The following is a 15,454-nucleotide window of genomic DNA, read 5'->3' on the forward strand; positions in this document are numbered from 1 at the left end:
TCAGTTAGACGAACAGTCCGCCCGATCGGTTCCCGCCACCGCCGGGCCGCACCGAACGGCTGGTTTCGGACCGCACCGGGTGGGGCATTCTCCGCGAGAAGTCTGTCGGCCCTGGCGGATGCCGGGCCGCCCGGAATCCTCTCCGGCCGAGCGCAAGTCGAGGTAGTCTCCCAACACACTGGGCGACGGGGAGGTGCGACCTGGACACGTTGTGGACGTTCGTGGTGAACCGTCGGGCGCAATTGCTCACCGATTCCGCTCTGCATGTTTCGGCGGTTGTCCAGTCGGTACTACTTGCCACGATCGTCGCGGTAGGGATCGGCGTGCTGGTCTATCGCAGCCCGCTGGGCTCTTCGGTGGCAACGGCGACGGCGAGCGCGATCCTGACCGTTCCCTCGTTCGCGCTGCTCGGCTTGCTGATCCCGTTCCTCGGCCTCGGCGTCGGGCCGACGATCACCGCGCTGGTGCTCTACGCGCTGCTGCCGATTCTCCGGAACACCATCGTCGGCTTGGCGTCGGTGGATCCGGCGATCGTCGATGCCGCGCGCGGTGTCGGAATGAATCGGCTGCGGGTGCTGGCCCGCATCGAGCTCCCGCTGGCGTGGCCGTCGATCCTGACCGGCATCCGGGTCAGCACCCAGATGATCATGGGCATTCTCGCGATCGCCGCCTACGCGAAGGGCCCTGGGCTCGGCAATCTGATCTTCTCCGGCCTGGCCAGGCTCGGCAGCCCGAATGCGGTGCCGCAGGCCCTGGTCGGCACGATCCTCATCGTCGTCCTCGCCCTGGTTCTCGATGGACTATTCGTGATCATCGGCCGTCTCACCACCTCGAGGGGAATTCGTGACTGAGACCGAAACCCGAAGCGGCACTATCGAGTCGGCGGTTTCCGGCGTCGAGATCGTGCTCGATTCGGTGACCAAACGCTATGCAGGACACCAGGACCCTTCCGTCGACACTGTGTCGCTGACCATTCCGGCGGGCGAAATCGTCGTCCTCGTCGGGCCTTCCGGCTGCGGCAAAACGACCACTATGCGCATGATCAACCGCCTCATCGAACCGACCTCGGGCACCATCACCATCGGTGGGCGCGATGTCACGGCCGTCGACCCCGATCGGCTGCGGCGCGGCATCGGTTACTCGATTCAGCAGGCCGGCCTGTTTCCGCACATGACCGTCGCCAAGAACATCGCGACCGTCCCCGGCCTCATCGGCTGGGATCGCAAGAAAATCGCCGCCCGCACCGACGAGATGCTCGACCTGGTCGGCCTGCCGCCCGATACCTACCGCCATCGCTATCCCCGCCAGCTCTCGGGCGGCCAACAGCAGCGGGTCGGGGTGGCTCGCGCACTGGCGGCCGATCCCCCGGTGCTGTTGATGGACGAACCGTTCGGCGCGGTCGATCCGATCACCCGCGGCCTACTGCAGGACGAACTGCTGCGACTACAGGCCGAGCTCGGTAAGACCATCGTGTTCGTCACCCACGATTTCAACGAGGCGGTCAAGCTCGGCGATCGAATCGCGGTGCTCGGCAACCGATCCCGCATTCTGCAATACGACACCCCCGCGGCCGTCCTCGCCGATCCCGCGGACGAGACCGTCGCCGGTTTCGTCGGCGCGGATGCCTCGCTCAAGCAGCTCACCCTCACCAGGGTCCGGGATGTCACGCTCGGCCAGTGCCCGACCGCGACCGAGGACGAACCGGTCTCGGCTTTACGCACCGCACTCGCGGGCCGGAAGTGGCCGTGGACGCTGGTGCTCGACAATCATCGGCGTCCGGTGCGGTGGGTGTCGGCCGAGCACCTCGCGCATGCGACATCGTTGCGCGACACCGGATCTCCGGTCGGTGCGCCGCTGTCGCTGCAGTCGACCTTGCAGGAGGCACTGGAATCGCTACTCGCCGAGCAGACGGCGACCGCGGTCGTCACCGGGCGGCGCGGTGAGTACGCCGGGCTGATCACGATCGATACGCTCGTCGAGCATCTGTCGGCATTACGCGCCAGCCACAGCACCATCGATACGGACGCGACGACATGACACCGTCCACACAGTCCGCGACACCACCCGCCACCGCAGCGCCGGGACGCACTCCGACGACAGAGCGTCGCGCAGAACACATTCGACTGCTCGTCCAGCCGGTGCTGGTACTCGCACTCACCGCGGGGGTGCTGGTGTGGGCGTTCCGGCGTGATCTCACCGCCACCCAGCATGCGAGCATCAGCGCGGTCAACATCGCAACCCTCACCTGGCAGCATGTGCTCATCACCGCGACGGTCGTGGTGATCGTCGTCGCGGTTGCGGTGCCGCTCGGCACACTGCTCACCCGCCCCGGGTATCGACGTCTGGCACCGGTTTTCCTCGGCATCGCCAATATCGGCGCGGCCGCGCCCGCCATCGGGCTGATCGTGCTGTGCTATCTCGCCACCCGCACCACGGGCTTCTGGATCGGTGTCGCACCGATCGCCTTCTATTCATTGCTTCCGGTGCTGCGCAACACGATCCTCGGTTACCACCAGGTGGACGACACCCTCATCGACGCGGGCCGCGGGCAGGGCATGTCGACGCTGATGGTGTTGCGCCGCATAGAGTTTCCCCTCGCGGTGCCCTACATCCTCGCCGGACTGCGCACCTCGCTGGTGCTGGCGGTCGGCACCGCGACGCTATCGTTCCTTGTCAGTGCGGGCGGTCTCGGCATCCTGATCGACACCGGCTATAAGCTGCGCGACAACGTCACGCTGGTCGTCGGCGCGGTCCTCGCCGTCGCGCTCGCGCTGCTGGTCGACTGGCTCGGCGCGCTGGCCGAACAGTTCCTCGGCCCACGAGGTTTGACATGAGGCGCGGATGGCGCGGGCGCGCGGCCGCGGCGACGGCCGGCGCAGTACTCGCGCTGATCACCGCCTGCGGTTTGCAATCGGGCGGCGCGGTGCCGCTGCGGGTGGGTCCCGGCAGTATCCGTCCAGTACCCGAGCTCGACGGGGTCGCGATCACCGTCGGATCCAAAGACTTCACCGAACAGAACATCCTCGGCTATCTCATCGAGTTCGCCCTCTCCGCTGCCGGGGCGCAGGTGCGGGATCTGACGAATATCCAGGGCTCCAACAGCGTGCGCGATGCCCAGCTGCACGGGCAGATCGATCTCTCCTACGAGTACACCGGCACCGGCTGGATCAACTACCTCGGCAACGAGACCCCGATACCGGAGGAGATCGGACAGTTCGAGGCGGTCCGCGACGCCGACCTGGCTGCGCACAACATCGTGTGGACGGATATGGCGCCGATGAACAACACCTACGCGCTGGTGATGAGCAGACAGACCGCCCAGCAGACCGGCGTGAGGACGCTGTCGGACTACGCGCGGCTGAGCAATGCCGACCCGGACGCGGCAGCCACCTGTGTGGGCACGGAATTCAATGTGCGCCAGGACGGCTTCCCGGGATTGGCCCGCAAGTACGGCATCGATACCGGCAAGGTCCACAAACAGATCGTGCAAGACGCCCTGGTGTATCAGGCCACCGCCGATAGCAAGCAATGCCGATTCGGCTCCGTCGCCGCCACCGACGGCCGCATCCCCGCCCTCGATCTCGTACTGCTGAAGGACGATCTCGGCTTCTTCCCGAAATACAATGCGGCACTGGTGATGCGCAAGTCATTCGCCGACGCGCACCCCGAGGTCGCCGCGATCATGGCGCCCATCTCGAAACTATTGACCAATGAGGCCATCACCGAACTGAATCGCCAGGTCGATGTGGAGGGGCGCGAGCCTGCCGAGGTCGCGCGGGACTGGATGGTTGCCCAAGGGTTCGTCACCGCGCGCTGACCGGACCGCCGATCCGGTGGCCCCGCGTAGGCCGCTGGGCTATCCGCCACCCGGGGATCGCCACCGATTGCGAAGAAATGCAGCACAACTCGACGCCGGGTATGCGGGTGCGACGGTACGCACCCGCACACACCCCGGTTCATGCGCGCGGGTCGCGGCCGAGGTAGCGCAGCAGCTCGGCGACCGCGGTGTCGTCGGTGTCCCCGTCGACCACCGCGGCGTAAGCACCCCACTGACGCAGCGGCTCAATGATTTCGGCCTCCACACCGCTACCCGGCGCCGGATGCGCGGTCCGTGCGGCGGTCAGCAGGTAGCCGGCCAGTTCGTCGGTCAGCGGAGATGGCTGACCGGTTGCGATCGCGATGTCCCAGGCGTGCACGGCGGCGTCCAAAGCGCACATCACGGCAGCGACCGGGGTCGCCAGTGTGCCGTGCGGCAGCGGAGTCGGGACGGCCTCGGTGTCGTCGGCGACGGTCGCCCAGGCAGCCGCGGTCTGTTCGATCGCGTCGCGTACCAGAGCGGCGGCCGAGCCGTCGATAGTTCCGGAGGGTTCGAAGGGGTTGTAGGCGGGTCCGACACCCACACCGAGTGCCTGGGCGAAGGCGAGCTGGTCACCCGCGGCGTGCGCAATCACCTGCGTGACATTCCATTCCGAGCACGGGGTCGGTGCCTGCCACTGCTCGTCGCCGATGCCTGCGACAGCGTTTTCCAGCGCTGTGTAGGCGGTCGAGAGCACCTCGCGCCACACGGGGCGCAGTGTCGCGGTGGCGTCGGCGGCGGTGGTGATGTTCATGATGGGCCTTTCGTCGTGCTTTTCGATGATGAAGTAAGCCTATGGGCCTATTAGGCTGGATTCGTTCCTAATAATTTGGAGGCGAATGTGGCGACCGCCACAACCCGAGTACTACGTTTGCTCTCGCTGCTGCAGGATCGCGCATACACCGGCCGGGAGCTGGCCGAACAGCTCGACATCACCGACCGGACCCTGCGCAACGACATCCAGCGACTGCGCGAACTCGGCTACCCGGTGCACGCCGAACGCGGTGCGATCGGCGGCTACCGGCTCGGTCGCGGCGCGACGATGCCGCCGCTGTTGCTCGATGACGACGAGGCGGTGGCGATGGCCGTGGCGGTCGGCCTTGCCGAGGACGGCGCCACCGGCATCGCCGACATCAGCGAGAACGTCTCGCGAGCGCTGGCGAAGCTGGAACAGATCCTGCCGAAGCGGTTGCAGCGCAAGGTATTGGCGCTGCGCAAGGCCACCGCCATCGGACCGGCGACCACCGGCTCGCGCGAACCGGACGCCCCGGTGCCCGCCGCGGTCCTGACCACCCTGGCCGGAGCTATCCGCGACACGACCGCGGTGTCGGTCGAGATCGACAGCGGCACAACAGAAGTCGAGCCGTACCGCCTGATCAACTGGCAGCGGCGCTGGTATCTGGTCGCCTACGACCTCGAAACCCATTCCTGGCGTGCGATTCCCGTCGCACAGGTGCACCGGGCAGCCACCGGCACCCGCCGCTTCGGACCGCGTCCGCTGCCCGACGAGGACCTGATCGCGTTCGTCATGCGCTATATCGCCAGCACCGGCTGGAAGGTGCACGCCCGGGTCACCGTGCTGGCACCGGCCGAAACAGTGATCGCGCGCATCAATCCCGCTGTCGGCGTGGTGGAGGCTGTCGACGCGAACACCTGCGTATTGCTGACCGGCGCGGATGCGTTGGAAACCATTGCCATCTACCTCAGCATGCTGATGATGGATTTCCGGGTCGACGGGCCACCGGAGCTGGTCGCGCATCTGCGTACGCTGGCCCGCCGATACACCGCCTCGGTGGCATCCGCACCGTAGTGTCGCTACTCGCAGGGCGGGCAGCCGAACTGCCACCGCCCGGCGACTGCCGTCACTAGTGTTCGCCTATGGCCAACGACGAGTTCTTCCTCGCACCGAACATCGGTAAGCCTGCGGACAAGGTCGGATACTTCGCGAGTCGCGCTGGTTTCGATCGGTTCGCGGCGGCCTATCGCGACGGCATGGCGCAACTGCCGGCACCCTCCGAAAAGGTAGCGGTGACCACCTCGTTCGGGCCGGTGCGCGGCTACCGTTTCGGCGAGGCCGGCGGCACACCGCTGGTACTGCTGTCCGGTCGGCAGGCGTCCACCCCGTTGTGGGGCGTGAATCTGCCCGGTCTGATGGCACAACACACGGTCTGGTCGATCGACAGCATCGGGGAACCCGGTGCGAGCACCCAGCACCGCCCGCTGACCGGTCCGGCCGATCAGGCGACCTGGGTCGCCGAGGCCATCACCGGGCTTGGTCTCGAGCGCGCACATCTGCTCGGCGTCAGCATCGGTGGCTGGCTGGCCACCCAGGTCGCGATCCATCAGCCGAAACGCACGGCCTCGGTGACACTGCTCGATCCGGCGAATACCTTTGCGCCGCTTACCTGGAAGATGGTCACCGTCTCCTTGGGCAGCGTCATTCCCGGTTTGCCGATGCGGGCCCGCTACTGGCTGCTGAGCTGGATCTCCGGCGGCGCGCGGGTCGACGACTCGGTCCCCGAAGGCCGCCTGGTTGCCACTGCCATGCGCGATTTCACCTCGGCGCAGCCGATGCCCGTCCGACCGAGTCAGGACCAACTGGCGAACATCACTGTCCCGGTGCTGGCGATCCTGGCCGGGCGCAGCATCGTGCACGATACGCAGCGCGCCGCCACGACCGCTCGCACCATCCCCGGCGCCGAGGTCGAGGTGTGGCCGGTGGCTTCGCATGCCGTCAACGGCGAGTTCCCGGACCGCATCGCCGCGCGTTTCGCCGAGTTCGCCGCGGGCATTTCCTAGCGTCATACCAACGACAACGGGGCCGATCCTCGCCGTTGAGGATCGGCCCCGTGGCCGTTCGAGCGCGATGGCCCGATGATCAGGCGTGCCCGGCCTTGTCCGCGGCATCCGGCGCCTTACGCATCGGAATGCAGAGCGTGAGCACGATCGCGACGAGCGCCGCCGCCGTGGCGATGAGGAAGGTGGTGTGGAATCCGTCCCGCGACGGCAGCACGTGCGAGCCCAGCTGCATCGTCATGTGCGCGAGCACCACACTCATCACCGCCGATGAGGTGGACGTGCCGATCGAGCGCATCAACGAGTTGAGTCCGTTGGCCGCCGCGGTTTCGGTGATCGGGACCGCACCCATGATCAGGGCGGGCATCGCGGCGTAGGCGAGGCCGACACCGGCGGCAACGATCATCGCCGCGACCATGATTTCCCAGACGCTGTTCATCAGCACCACGGCACAGAGGTAACCCGCCGCAATCACCGCCGAACCGAGCGCAAGGGTGATCTTCGGCCCTCGGGCCGCCGACAGCCGAGCCGACACCGGCGAGAGCAGGATCATCACGAATCCGGTAGGGGCAAGCGCCAATCCGGCGTTGACCATGGACAGGCCGAACCCGTATCCGGTCTGTTCCGGAGCCATCAGCAGCTGCGGGAAGGTCAGCGACATGCCGTAGAGCGCGAAGCCGACGGCGATGGAGGCGAAGTTGGTGAACAGCACCCGAGGCCGTGCCGAGACCCGCAGGTCGACCAGCGGCGAACGCTGCCGCAGCTCGAAGGCTCCCCAGCCGACGAACACCACCACCGCGATCGCGAAGAGGGTGAGGATGCTCGCGCTGCCCCAGCCCCAGTCCACGCCCTTGGTGATCGCGATCAGCAGGGCGAGCAGGGCGATGGAAAGCCCGACCGCACCACCGAAGTCGAAGCGTGCGGGGGTGCGCACCGGCGACTCGGGCACGAAGACGAAAACCAGTGCGGCACAGACGACACCGAGTCCGGCCGCGGTCCAGAACAGCATGTGCCAGTCGGCGTTCTGCGCGATGGCCGCGGCGACCGGCAGCCCGAGGGCGCCGCCGACGCCGAGTGTCGCGCTCATGATCGCCATTGCCGAACCCACCTTCTCGGCGGGCAGCTCGTCACGCATGATGCTGATGCCGAGCGGGATCGCGCCGACCGCGGCGCCCTGCAGCGAGCGGCCGACGATCTCCGGAACGAGCGAGGAGAACAGCGCGCAGACCACCGAGCCTGCGACCAGCAAGAGGATGTTCGCGAACAGCACCCGGCGCTTGCCGAACATGTCGCCGAGCCTGCCGCTGATCGGGGTGGCCACCGCGCCCGCGAGCAGCGTTGCGGTGATTACCCACGAGGCGTTGGACGCCGAGGTGTTCAGCAGCGAGGGGAGGGTGGGGATGATCGGGATAACCAGCGTCTGCATGAGCGAGACGACGACACCGACCGTGCCGAGGGTCGCGATGAGTAGGGCCGGCGCGGGCCTGCGCCGGTCGTCGGTACCAGAGACGGTCGAGGACGCGTCGGCAGCAACAGTCACGAATGTGCACGCTACACATGATGTGTATCGTGCACAATTTGCTATCACCGTGATTCAGGCGACATAGTGTGGTCCATGCCCGCATCAGGTCCCGAGGAAAACGACGCGCTCTCGCGCCTCGTCTTCGAGCTGACCCTGCTCTCCCGGCAGTTCCCCGCATCCCTGCTGCGCCGCCCCGGGTTCCAGCTGGACCGCTCGGCCTACCTCATCCTCAGCAGACTCGAGATCGACTCCCCGCTCAGCCTGCGCGAGCTGTCGGAGGCCTTCCAACTGGACATCTCCACGATCAACCGTCAGGTCGGCGCCATGTTGAAACAGGACCTGGTGGAGCGGGTGCCCGATCCGGACGGCGGTATCGCGCGCAAGGTCCGGGCCAGCCGAAAGGGCCTGGAACTCGTCGCCGCCGATCGGGCCCAAAGCCACGAAGGCATCGGCGCGGTGGTCCTCGACTGGGCCGACGCCGATATCGAACAACTGAGCACGCTGATCGCACGCTTCAACGAGTCCATCGAACACATCGAGGACAACCCATGGCCGCGTCCGCCACACGCCCGTTAGGCGGCGGCATCGTCGGACTCGGCCGAGCGCGTTGTTGCGCAAACTACCGCCCGCACCTGGTGAGAAGCGACTCCTCAACGCACCGCCGCTGGAATCCGCTCCTCGGACGTCACGGCGGCTCGCGGTGCTCATGCCGAGCGCGAACCGCCGTAGGGCTGCGCGCCCGGAAGGCGAGATCCCCGTGGCGACCGTGAGCGCCGGCTACGCGGCGTTGAGGTAGATGCCGGCGTGATGGCTGTAGCAGCGGCGGAACCAGCGCGTGAGGTGGCCTGTCCCTCGCCACCGCCACCGCCACCGCCATCGCCGGTGCGGCGCGACATGCGAAGCCGAACACCATCGCGGAGGCACCGAAAGAAGCCGCGGAACCGAATTCCTGAGTGTGACTTCGGAATTGCGCTCGCTAGTAGAGTTGGCACGTCCACCGACACCTAGGCGAACCCTGCTGGGCGGCGTAATATCCCGCCCAGCAAGCCACTTCCGGTTCGTTACGGGTGCGAACTCGGCTGCTGGACCTGTGGTGCCTGATGGGTCACGCGCACCAGCTCATCCAACTCGGTGCGCCACTGACGGTGAACATTGAGCCGCTCGACCACCGCGGTTCCCGGCAGTCGGTAGAACACCTTCGACCAGAGCGAATTGATCTGCAGACCGGAGAACTCGGCGGTCTGAAAATGCTCCGCCGACACCAGATTCGTCGGCCGACCTGTCCATTTGCTGGCCTCGATCAGCACCACAGAGGTGTTGGTCAGCACCACGAAGTAGTATTTCCGCAGAAACACCATGACCAACCGCACATACGGCAGGCTGTCGACCCACGGGCTCGGGCCCGTAATGGCGAGAAAAGCGGTATTGAACTGCTCCCCCGGCGGACCGACCTCGGCCAGCTTCTGCGTCACCTGTTCCAGAATCTTCTTCTTACGAAATGCCATACGGCCCTCCCCATTTCACAGCCGACGCGAACATCGACGAACTCCCCGCCAGACCATATCGGGTTCGGACCGTTGCCGCCACCCGTGATCACGAGTCACCCGGCACTGGCGAGCGCTACTGCGACCTATCCATCCCGCATCCGCGTATCTTTCCGCGTCCGAGCCAGATCCAGTAGGCCGTACACGGCGAAAAATGGTTTGGCCCAGGACTTCTCACCGAATCGATAGTCGCAGCCTCGCCGAACCCTGCACGCCAGATCCGGCCGCTGCCGCCGCAGATACAGCCGGCCTCGTAACGCATGCAAGGGATTCGAGACAATTTTGATCGACGCGGCATCCTCCATGAACGGAATCGAGTACTGGATGTTCTCCCATGTCGTCCGAGACCGGTCCTCCAGCTGGATCCGTGCACTCGACATCCCACGCTCTCGTATCGCGTAGCGGGCCATGAGCTCGGCTTCGGAAACAGACCCACCAGGCCGCGTCGTCCCGGAAAAGACCATCCGGCTATCGGACACCTCGTCATCCACCGACCGCAGCGCCGCCCGAACCCGCCACCGATTGAGCGCATTGGCCCGATCCGCACTCCGATTGGCGAACCCGAGCACCACCAGCACTTCCGATTCCGGAACCCCTGACCGCGCCTGTCCCAGCACGGCCCGCGAAGCCCACCAATGCTCGGCCTCCCCCCACACCAGCACAGCCACGACAACACCACCCACCGCGCCGATCAACACCCCTCGCCGCACCGCACCCTCCTCCGCGTCACCCCCTGCACCGAGGCTAGTCGCTCACATCCTTACCCCGGTGCATCCGGAAATGAGCATCCACCGCAGGCATCCGCGGTCGGCAAGGGCACACCGCTGTATCGATCCCGAACCGGTGCGAGGACGATGTCAGCGCACCCTCCGACGGCTAGTTTCCTGCGCCGAAGTTCACGCCGCCACGGCGCGCGGTACTCGGCATTTCGCTCTTGGCGTCGCCGCTGCCCTTGCCTTTGCCTTTGCCTTTGCCCTTGCCCTTGCCCTTGCCATCGGCGCCCTTGCCATCCTCGCCTTTGCCGTTTGTGTCACCCGCTCCGATGTCGCCGACAAGACCCCCGTCGTCATCGGGGGCGAACTGGGCCATGACCACGGCTGCCTCGGCGCATTCGGAGGGATGCGCGGCCGCGGCGCCACCAGCCGTGAGGATGATGGCCGATGCGGTAAGCACTCCGACCGCACCGACCGTCGCGAACCTGCAAATCATGTGTAGCCCCTTCTCGAATGGGAAGTGGTACGTCCTGATCAACAGGAATCAGCGTAGAAGGCACCGATGGAATACCGCCGAAGCACGCATTCGACGGCCGGTCGCCGAACCAGACCAGCCCTAACCGACTTTCGACCTAAGGATTGCGACGCCCTCGCCGGTGAGGGCGCAGAGTCCGGCGGTTCGACCGCTGGCAAGCAGCAGTAACGCGGAAGTGGGGCCTTCGATGCTGGGGCCGGTGCCTGCTGTCCAGTTCGTGTCGGTGGCAGTCAGCCGGTAGGGCGACAGTTTCTTCTTGGCGTGAAATATCCAGTCGGCCGACCAGACCCGGTCGAGTGCCAGGCGTGCGGCAGCAGTCGGCATTTCGCGGGAAAGCCCGAGCGGGATAGCAATGTCTTGAATGTGGACCAGGGTGTCCATCAGGCGGTCGGTGGGAGTCGTAGCGGGCGGGGCAATGCGCAGCGGGATCGTGGCGCGAAGTTCGGCGAGGAGTTGCTGGGGCGTGGTGCGGCCTGCGTAACGTATGGCCGTATCGAGGCCCATGCGATCGATGCTGCCGCGAGCTCTAAGGAGATTGACCAGAATAGAGCCCAATGTCGAACTGCTGGAAAGGATTACATGAGCAACCACCTCACGGACCCGCCAGCCATCACAGAGGGTGGGGTGGTTCCATTCGGCCTCGGAGAGATTTTCGAGGAGATCGACCAGGGTGGCACGTTCGGTGGCGACGGCTTGCCAGATCTCGTCGGATGTCGTGGTCATCGGGGATTCCTTCCGTGTCGGGCACTAGTACGGTAGGAACTCCACCCGGGTGGAGGTTCAAGAGATTGTGACCGGCGGCACACTGCATGGATTGGTGAGCATCGGGGAGCTGTCGCGGCTGACTGGTGTTGCGGTTCGTACGATTCGTTTCTATTGCGACAGCGGCATTGTGGAGTCCACACGCACCACCGGCGGCCACCGCATGTTCGACAAGGGCACGGCGGTGGATCGGCTACTCCTGGTCCGTCGGCTGCGCGCACTCGGCGTGGGGTTGGTGGCAATCGCCGCGGTACTCACCGGTGAACAGTCGATGGCGGAAGCGCTGGCCGCCGAACGGGCGGCGGTCGACGTCGAATTAGGGGCATTGGCGTGGCGGCGAGCGTCGTTGCGGGCCATCGAAAACGCCACACCTGCGGAGCGGGCGACCCGACTGGAGCTGCTGGCCGAGGTATCGGATGGCGGGTCTGCGCACGACTCGGTAGTCACGTTCTGGCGGCGGATCTTGACACCGATGCCATCGGACATGTTCGAGGATTTCCGTTCGATGAACGTGCCCGATCCGCTGCGTGATCCGACGCCGGAACAGGTCGTCGGCTACGCCGAGCTCGTCGCCCTTGTCGCCGAGCCTCGGTTCGCTGCCGTTGTTTCCCAACAGCTCTGGCGCCCTGGTCCCACTCCGATCCGCGACAAGGTCGGTCTGCTGTCCGGCGTCGCGGAGGCTTGCGGCATGGCGGAGTCGCAGATCCATGAGGGCCGCGCGCCCTGCTCCGGTCGGGCTCTGGACCGTTTCGTCGACGCCCACGCCACCGCCCGCGGCGAACGCGATACCCCGGGATTTCGTGAACGCCTCCGAGTCGGCCTGCACGACAACGACCCTCGCACACAACGCTATTGGCGTCTCACCAGTGAAATCACCGGTGCAACCATCACGGTGGGCGCAGGCCAACTCTGGCTCTACAACGCCCTGGACCGGTCAACAGGCGGACCGGTCTCGCGTTGAGGCTTCCCGCCGAACGCGGCACTCGTGTCGATACCGGTGACCATGACGTCCCGACGACCTCGAGGTGCGCTCGCGCAACCGGGGCGATACCCATAGGCTGGCGCGGTGATTTCCGAGCGGACAGTGGTCGACGGGCGTTTCGAGTTGCTCGAACCGCTCGGCAGCGGCGGGATGGGGACAGTGTGGCGTGCCTACGATCTCGCTCTGCATCGCGAGGTGGCGTTGAAGGAAGTGCGGGCGGCCGAGCCGGACGGCGGTGCGAGCCTGCCCGACGTGCAGCGGGAACGTGTGCTGCGGGAAGCGAGGGCGCTGGCGCGGATCGCGCATCCGCATGTGGTGACAGTCCATCACATTGTCGATTCGGACGCTGCGACACATCCGTGGATCGTCATGGAGCTGATTCGTGGCCGCACGCTGGCCGAACATCTCGCCGAGGGCCCGATGCATCCGGCGCGCGCGGCGCAGATCGGCCGCGGCATACTCGGCGCGTTGCGTGCCGCCCACGTGGTCGGCGTGCTGCATCGCGACATCAAACCGGCGAATGTGATCCTGCGCGAAGACGGCACGCCGGTGCTGACCGATTTCGGCATCGCGGCGATCACCGGTTTGAACGGGCTCACCTCCACCGGCAGTGTGGTCGGCTCGCTGGATTATGTTGCGCCGGAACGACTCGGCGGCCAGGAGGGCAACCCCGCCTCCGACCTGTGGTCGCTGGGTCTGGTGCTCTATGTGGCAGTGGAGGGCTATCACCCGATGCGCCGCGACACCACTGTCGCTACACTCGCGGCCGTCCTGAAGGGCGAGGTCCCGCCGCCGCAACGTTCCGGGCCGCTGACCCCGGCGCTCCAGGCGCTGCTGGTGCCCGAACCGAGCCACCGACCTTCGCCCGAGCAGGTCGATTGGCTGCTCGCCCAGGCAGCCGCGCAGATCGGGGCCGCGCCCGCCGCGCAGGCCCACCCGGCGCAAATTCCAGCCCACGTGCCACCGGCGCACCCGGCGCCGACTCATGGACCATCGAGCGGAATTCCCGGCCCCAACCCGGCGGCGTCCCCCCAGCGGCAACGCTGGATTCTGTCGGGAATCGCGGCCGCCGCCATTACCGGCGCGATCGTCGTGGCAGTGGCCATGCAGCCCGATTCGTCGACGAATCGCACCGGCCCGAGCCAGCCGACAGAAACCAGCCAACGACCCGGCGGCACCCAGCTCCCCGGCGCGACTCCCTCCGCCGCGCCCGTGACCGAAGAGGCAGGCGACCTCCTCACCCCCGACGGCATCCGCACGGCGATCGCCGCCCTGGAAAAAGTCACCGGTGGAAGGGAATTCACCGACGCGACCTTCTACCCGACGTTCGCCAACGTCGCCGCCCCCGTGGCAGGACAGCCGAAAATCTACGACGAATTCAGCTACCGAAACGGTATCGCCGGCCGCAAGGGCGCGGGTGGCCAGATGTCGGGAAAAGCCACCGTGACCCTGAGCTCGATCAATTGGGACATCCTGCCGACCCTGATGCGCGCGGCGGAAGACCAACTCAACGTCGGAACCCCGACCCTCCGTTATGTGATCGTCGACCCCGCATGGACTTTCAATGACGATCGCCCGACCATCATGGTGTACCTGACCGACGACTACGGCAGCGCGTACCTGGCCGCGGACGTCGACGGCACGGTGGTGAAGGTTTATGCCCGCGAGCGGTGACGACTCCATCGACTTGTCGGTGCCCCATCCCTGATGTTCGCGGTCGCCCAACTGTAATCAGTTGCATCACTAGTCTTTTCATCTAATTTCACAGACCGTTCGGATCGATATGCCACAGGAGGATCTGATGAGTCTTTTGTCCACGGCCACGATCCGCGAGGCGACGGCTGTCATCGTCGAGCTCGGCCTCGTCGACCCCGAGACGCCCGCCCGCAACTTGCCACCGGAGTGGTTCGACGAAACACTGGACTATTTCGGCGACTCCACCGAAACGGCGCTACCGAGCCTGCTCGATGAGCTCGGCATCCGATACACCCTCGACTATAAGACCTTTCGTGGCATCAACGAGGCGGAGGAAGGCCGAGAGGGTTGGTACCGAGAGGAATTGGAGCGAATAGCTGCCTGTACTCGCGGATTGATCACCATTACCCAGGTAAAGCTCGTGGAGGACGAGGAAGACTCGAAGCTCACATTCCTGTGCAACGGCCGACCCGACCATTGGCCGGTCGACCCGGGCGAGGACGAAGCCTTCGAAGCCTCGCTCACCTTCGCCAGCTACATCTCCGATCTCACCCCTGACGACTCCCCCGAACGCTGGTGCAGCATCGACCCGCCCGATCCCGATTACAGCGCGGAAGCCGTCTTCGCCGACCCGCAGGCCCTCCGGCAACTGGGCGAGCGTTTCGGCGTGACCTTCACGGAGTAGCTTCCGGCATCAACTCGAGGCCTGGAGCCAGTTCAACGATGATGTAGATGATCGATGACTTGTCCATCCGGAGTCGGTCGACCACCGGTCCGGTCACGTTGATGGACAACGCCATTCACACGATGATTCCAGCGGACTCAGCGCGGACATCGCGCCCAGGGACCGCCGCGCTGCGCTGCCGCCCCATCGCCGACCGGACCGACTCGCTTCGGTAAGCGATCCATGCCTACGAAACCGAGATCCTCGAACACGGTTTCGCCGCAGTGGAACTGCTCTCTGCCCAATTCAACGAGCGTGCGGCCCGATAGCGGGCAGATCGCCCAACCGATCATCACATTCAACGAGAAGACCCTCAGGAACCGAG

17 protein-coding genes are annotated in these 15,454 nt (G+C 66.0%); 10 read left to right on the top strand and 7 right to left on the bottom strand.

The window, feature by feature from the left end:
* The first annotated feature begins 200 nt into the window (after positions 1–200).
* From AB0M74_RS26260 to AB0M74_RS26275, 4 genes are read left to right on the top strand one after another with little or no spacing between them, the layout of a single operon-like run.
* On the top strand, positions 201–851 hold the full coding sequence (locus AB0M74_RS26260) for an ABC transporter permease (RefSeq protein ID WP_366529023.1): 651 nt from the start codon (positions 201–203) through the stop codon (positions 849–851).
* Complete coding sequence (locus AB0M74_RS26265; protein ID WP_366528954.1) at positions 844–2,037, top strand: ATP-binding cassette domain-containing protein; 1,194 nt, start codon at positions 844–846, stop codon at positions 2,035–2,037. Before AB0M74_RS26260 ends, AB0M74_RS26265 begins: the two co-directional genes overlap by 8 nt.
* Complete coding sequence (locus AB0M74_RS26270; protein WP_366528955.1) at positions 2,034–2,834, top strand: ABC transporter permease subunit; 801 nt, start codon at positions 2,034–2,036, stop codon at positions 2,832–2,834. Before AB0M74_RS26265 ends, AB0M74_RS26270 begins: the two co-directional genes overlap by 4 nt.
* Entirely contained in the window at positions 2,831–3,817 is a 987-nt protein-coding gene (locus AB0M74_RS26275) for a glycine betaine ABC transporter substrate-binding protein (protein ID WP_366528956.1), read from the top strand. Before AB0M74_RS26270 ends, AB0M74_RS26275 begins: the two co-directional genes overlap by 4 nt.
* 139 nt (positions 3,818–3,956) lie before the next feature.
* On the opposite strand, the gene AB0M74_RS26280 is transcribed toward AB0M74_RS26275, so the two are convergent.
* Positions 3,957–4,610, bottom strand: a complete 654-nt coding sequence (locus AB0M74_RS26280) for a TIGR03086 family metal-binding protein (protein WP_366528957.1) — start codon at positions 4,608–4,610, stop codon at positions 3,957–3,959.
* A gap of 87 nt (positions 4,611–4,697) precedes the next feature.
* Here AB0M74_RS26280 and AB0M74_RS26285 point away from each other — a divergent pair, with 87 nt between their 5' ends.
* A complete protein-coding gene (locus tag AB0M74_RS26285) occupies positions 4,698–5,666 on the top strand; it encodes a WYL domain-containing protein (RefSeq protein WP_366528958.1) in 969 nt (322 codons plus the stop codon).
* 68 nt (positions 5,667–5,734) lie between these two features.
* Entirely contained in the window at positions 5,735–6,655 is a 921-nt protein-coding gene (locus AB0M74_RS26290; RefSeq protein ID WP_366528959.1) for an alpha/beta hydrolase, read from the top strand.
* A gap of 79 nt (positions 6,656–6,734) precedes the next feature.
* Here AB0M74_RS26290 and AB0M74_RS26295 read toward each other — a convergent pair whose 3' ends face one another.
* Entirely contained in the window at positions 6,735–8,192 is a 1,458-nt protein-coding gene (locus AB0M74_RS26295) for an MFS transporter (RefSeq protein WP_366528960.1), read from the bottom strand.
* 75 nt (positions 8,193–8,267) lie between these two features.
* On the opposite strand from AB0M74_RS26295, the gene AB0M74_RS26300 reads away from it, so the two are divergent.
* Positions 8,268–8,750, top strand: a complete 483-nt coding sequence (locus AB0M74_RS26300; RefSeq protein ID WP_366528961.1) for a MarR family winged helix-turn-helix transcriptional regulator — start codon at positions 8,268–8,270, stop codon at positions 8,748–8,750.
* Between the two features lie 485 nt (positions 8,751–9,235).
* Here AB0M74_RS26300 and AB0M74_RS26305 read toward each other — a convergent pair whose 3' ends face one another.
* The 4 genes from AB0M74_RS26305 to AB0M74_RS26320 all read right to left on the bottom strand — a co-directional run bounded on the left by AB0M74_RS26305 (position 9,236) and on the right by AB0M74_RS26320 (position 11,689).
* Positions 9,236–9,679: a hypothetical protein gene (locus AB0M74_RS26305; RefSeq protein ID WP_366528962.1), complete on the bottom strand. Its 444-nt coding sequence runs from the start codon at positions 9,677–9,679 to the stop codon at positions 9,236–9,238.
* A 125-nt stretch (positions 9,680–9,804) separates the two neighbouring features.
* Entirely contained in the window at positions 9,805–10,428 is a 624-nt protein-coding gene (locus tag AB0M74_RS26310) for a YdcF family protein (protein ID WP_366528963.1), read from the bottom strand.
* A 166-nt stretch (positions 10,429–10,594) separates the two neighbouring features.
* The gene (locus tag AB0M74_RS26315) at positions 10,595–10,927 is read right to left on the bottom strand and encodes a hypothetical protein (RefSeq protein ID WP_366528964.1); all 333 of its coding nucleotides are present in this window, start codon (positions 10,925–10,927) and stop codon (positions 10,595–10,597) included.
* Positions 10,928–11,047: 120 nt separating this feature from the next.
* On the bottom strand, positions 11,048–11,689 hold the full coding sequence (locus AB0M74_RS26320) for a maleylpyruvate isomerase family mycothiol-dependent enzyme (RefSeq protein ID WP_366528965.1): 642 nt from the start codon (positions 11,687–11,689) through the stop codon (positions 11,048–11,050).
* A 49-nt stretch (positions 11,690–11,738) separates the two neighbouring features.
* Between AB0M74_RS26320 and AB0M74_RS26325 the strand changes: the two genes are divergently transcribed.
* From AB0M74_RS26325 to AB0M74_RS26335, 3 genes are all read left to right on the top strand, one after another.
* The gene (locus AB0M74_RS26325) at positions 11,739–12,689 is read left to right on the top strand and encodes a MerR family transcriptional regulator (protein WP_366528966.1); all 951 of its coding nucleotides are present in this window, start codon (positions 11,739–11,741) and stop codon (positions 12,687–12,689) included.
* A 105-nt stretch (positions 12,690–12,794) separates the two neighbouring features.
* The gene (locus tag AB0M74_RS26330) at positions 12,795–14,384 is read left to right on the top strand and encodes a serine/threonine-protein kinase (RefSeq protein WP_366528967.1); all 1,590 of its coding nucleotides are present in this window, start codon (positions 12,795–12,797) and stop codon (positions 14,382–14,384) included.
* Between the two features lie 127 nt (positions 14,385–14,511).
* Positions 14,512–15,090, top strand: a complete 579-nt coding sequence (locus AB0M74_RS26335) for a hypothetical protein (RefSeq protein ID WP_366528968.1) — start codon at positions 14,512–14,514, stop codon at positions 15,088–15,090.
* On the opposite strand, the gene AB0M74_RS26340 is transcribed toward AB0M74_RS26335, so the two are convergent.
* Positions 15,080–15,205, bottom strand: a complete 126-nt coding sequence (locus AB0M74_RS26340) for a hypothetical protein (RefSeq protein ID WP_366528969.1) — start codon at positions 15,203–15,205, stop codon at positions 15,080–15,082. The two genes, AB0M74_RS26335 and AB0M74_RS26340, sit on opposite strands and share 11 nt — an antisense overlap.
* Between the last annotated feature and the right edge of the window lie 249 nt (positions 15,206–15,454).

It is taken from the genome of Nocardia sp. NPDC051463, from assembly GCF_040681975.1.
In the GTDB taxonomy this organism is placed as follows: Bacteria; Actinomycetota; Actinomycetes; order Mycobacteriales; family Mycobacteriaceae; genus Nocardia.

What these genes read in the sequence shown, in the direction of transcription:
- AB0M74_RS26300 (WP_366528961.1), top strand. Translation starts at nt 8,268, where the DNA reads ATGCCCGCATCAGGTCCCGAGGAAAACGACGCGCTCTCGCGCCTCGTC.
- AB0M74_RS26335 (WP_366528968.1), top strand. Translation starts at nt 14,512, where the DNA reads ATGAGTCTTTTGTCCACGGCCACGATCCGCGAGGCGACGGCTGTCATC.
- AB0M74_RS26290 (WP_366528959.1), top strand. Translation starts at nt 5,735, where the DNA reads ATGGCCAACGACGAGTTCTTCCTCGCACCGAACATCGGTAAGCCTGCG.
- AB0M74_RS26275 (WP_366528956.1), top strand. Translation starts at nt 2,831, where the DNA reads ATGAGGCGCGGATGGCGCGGGCGCGCGGCCGCGGCGACGGCCGGCGCA.
- AB0M74_RS26340 (WP_366528969.1), bottom strand. Translation starts at nt 15,205, where the DNA reads ATGGCGTTGTCCATCAACGTGACCGGACCGGTGGTCGACCGACTCCGG.
- AB0M74_RS26280 (WP_366528957.1), bottom strand. Translation starts at nt 4,610, where the DNA reads ATGAACATCACCACCGCCGCCGACGCCACCGCGACACTGCGCCCCGTG.
- AB0M74_RS26315 (WP_366528964.1), bottom strand. Translation starts at nt 10,927, where the DNA reads ATGATTTGCAGGTTCGCGACGGTCGGTGCGGTCGGAGTGCTTACCGCA.
- AB0M74_RS26305 (WP_366528962.1), bottom strand. Translation starts at nt 9,679, where the DNA reads ATGGCATTTCGTAAGAAGAAGATTCTGGAACAGGTGACGCAGAAGCTG.
- AB0M74_RS26270 (WP_366528955.1), top strand. Translation starts at nt 2,034, where the DNA reads ATGACACCGTCCACACAGTCCGCGACACCACCCGCCACCGCAGCGCCG.
- AB0M74_RS26320 (WP_366528965.1), bottom strand. Translation starts at nt 11,689, where the DNA reads ATGACCACGACATCCGACGAGATCTGGCAAGCCGTCGCCACCGAACGT.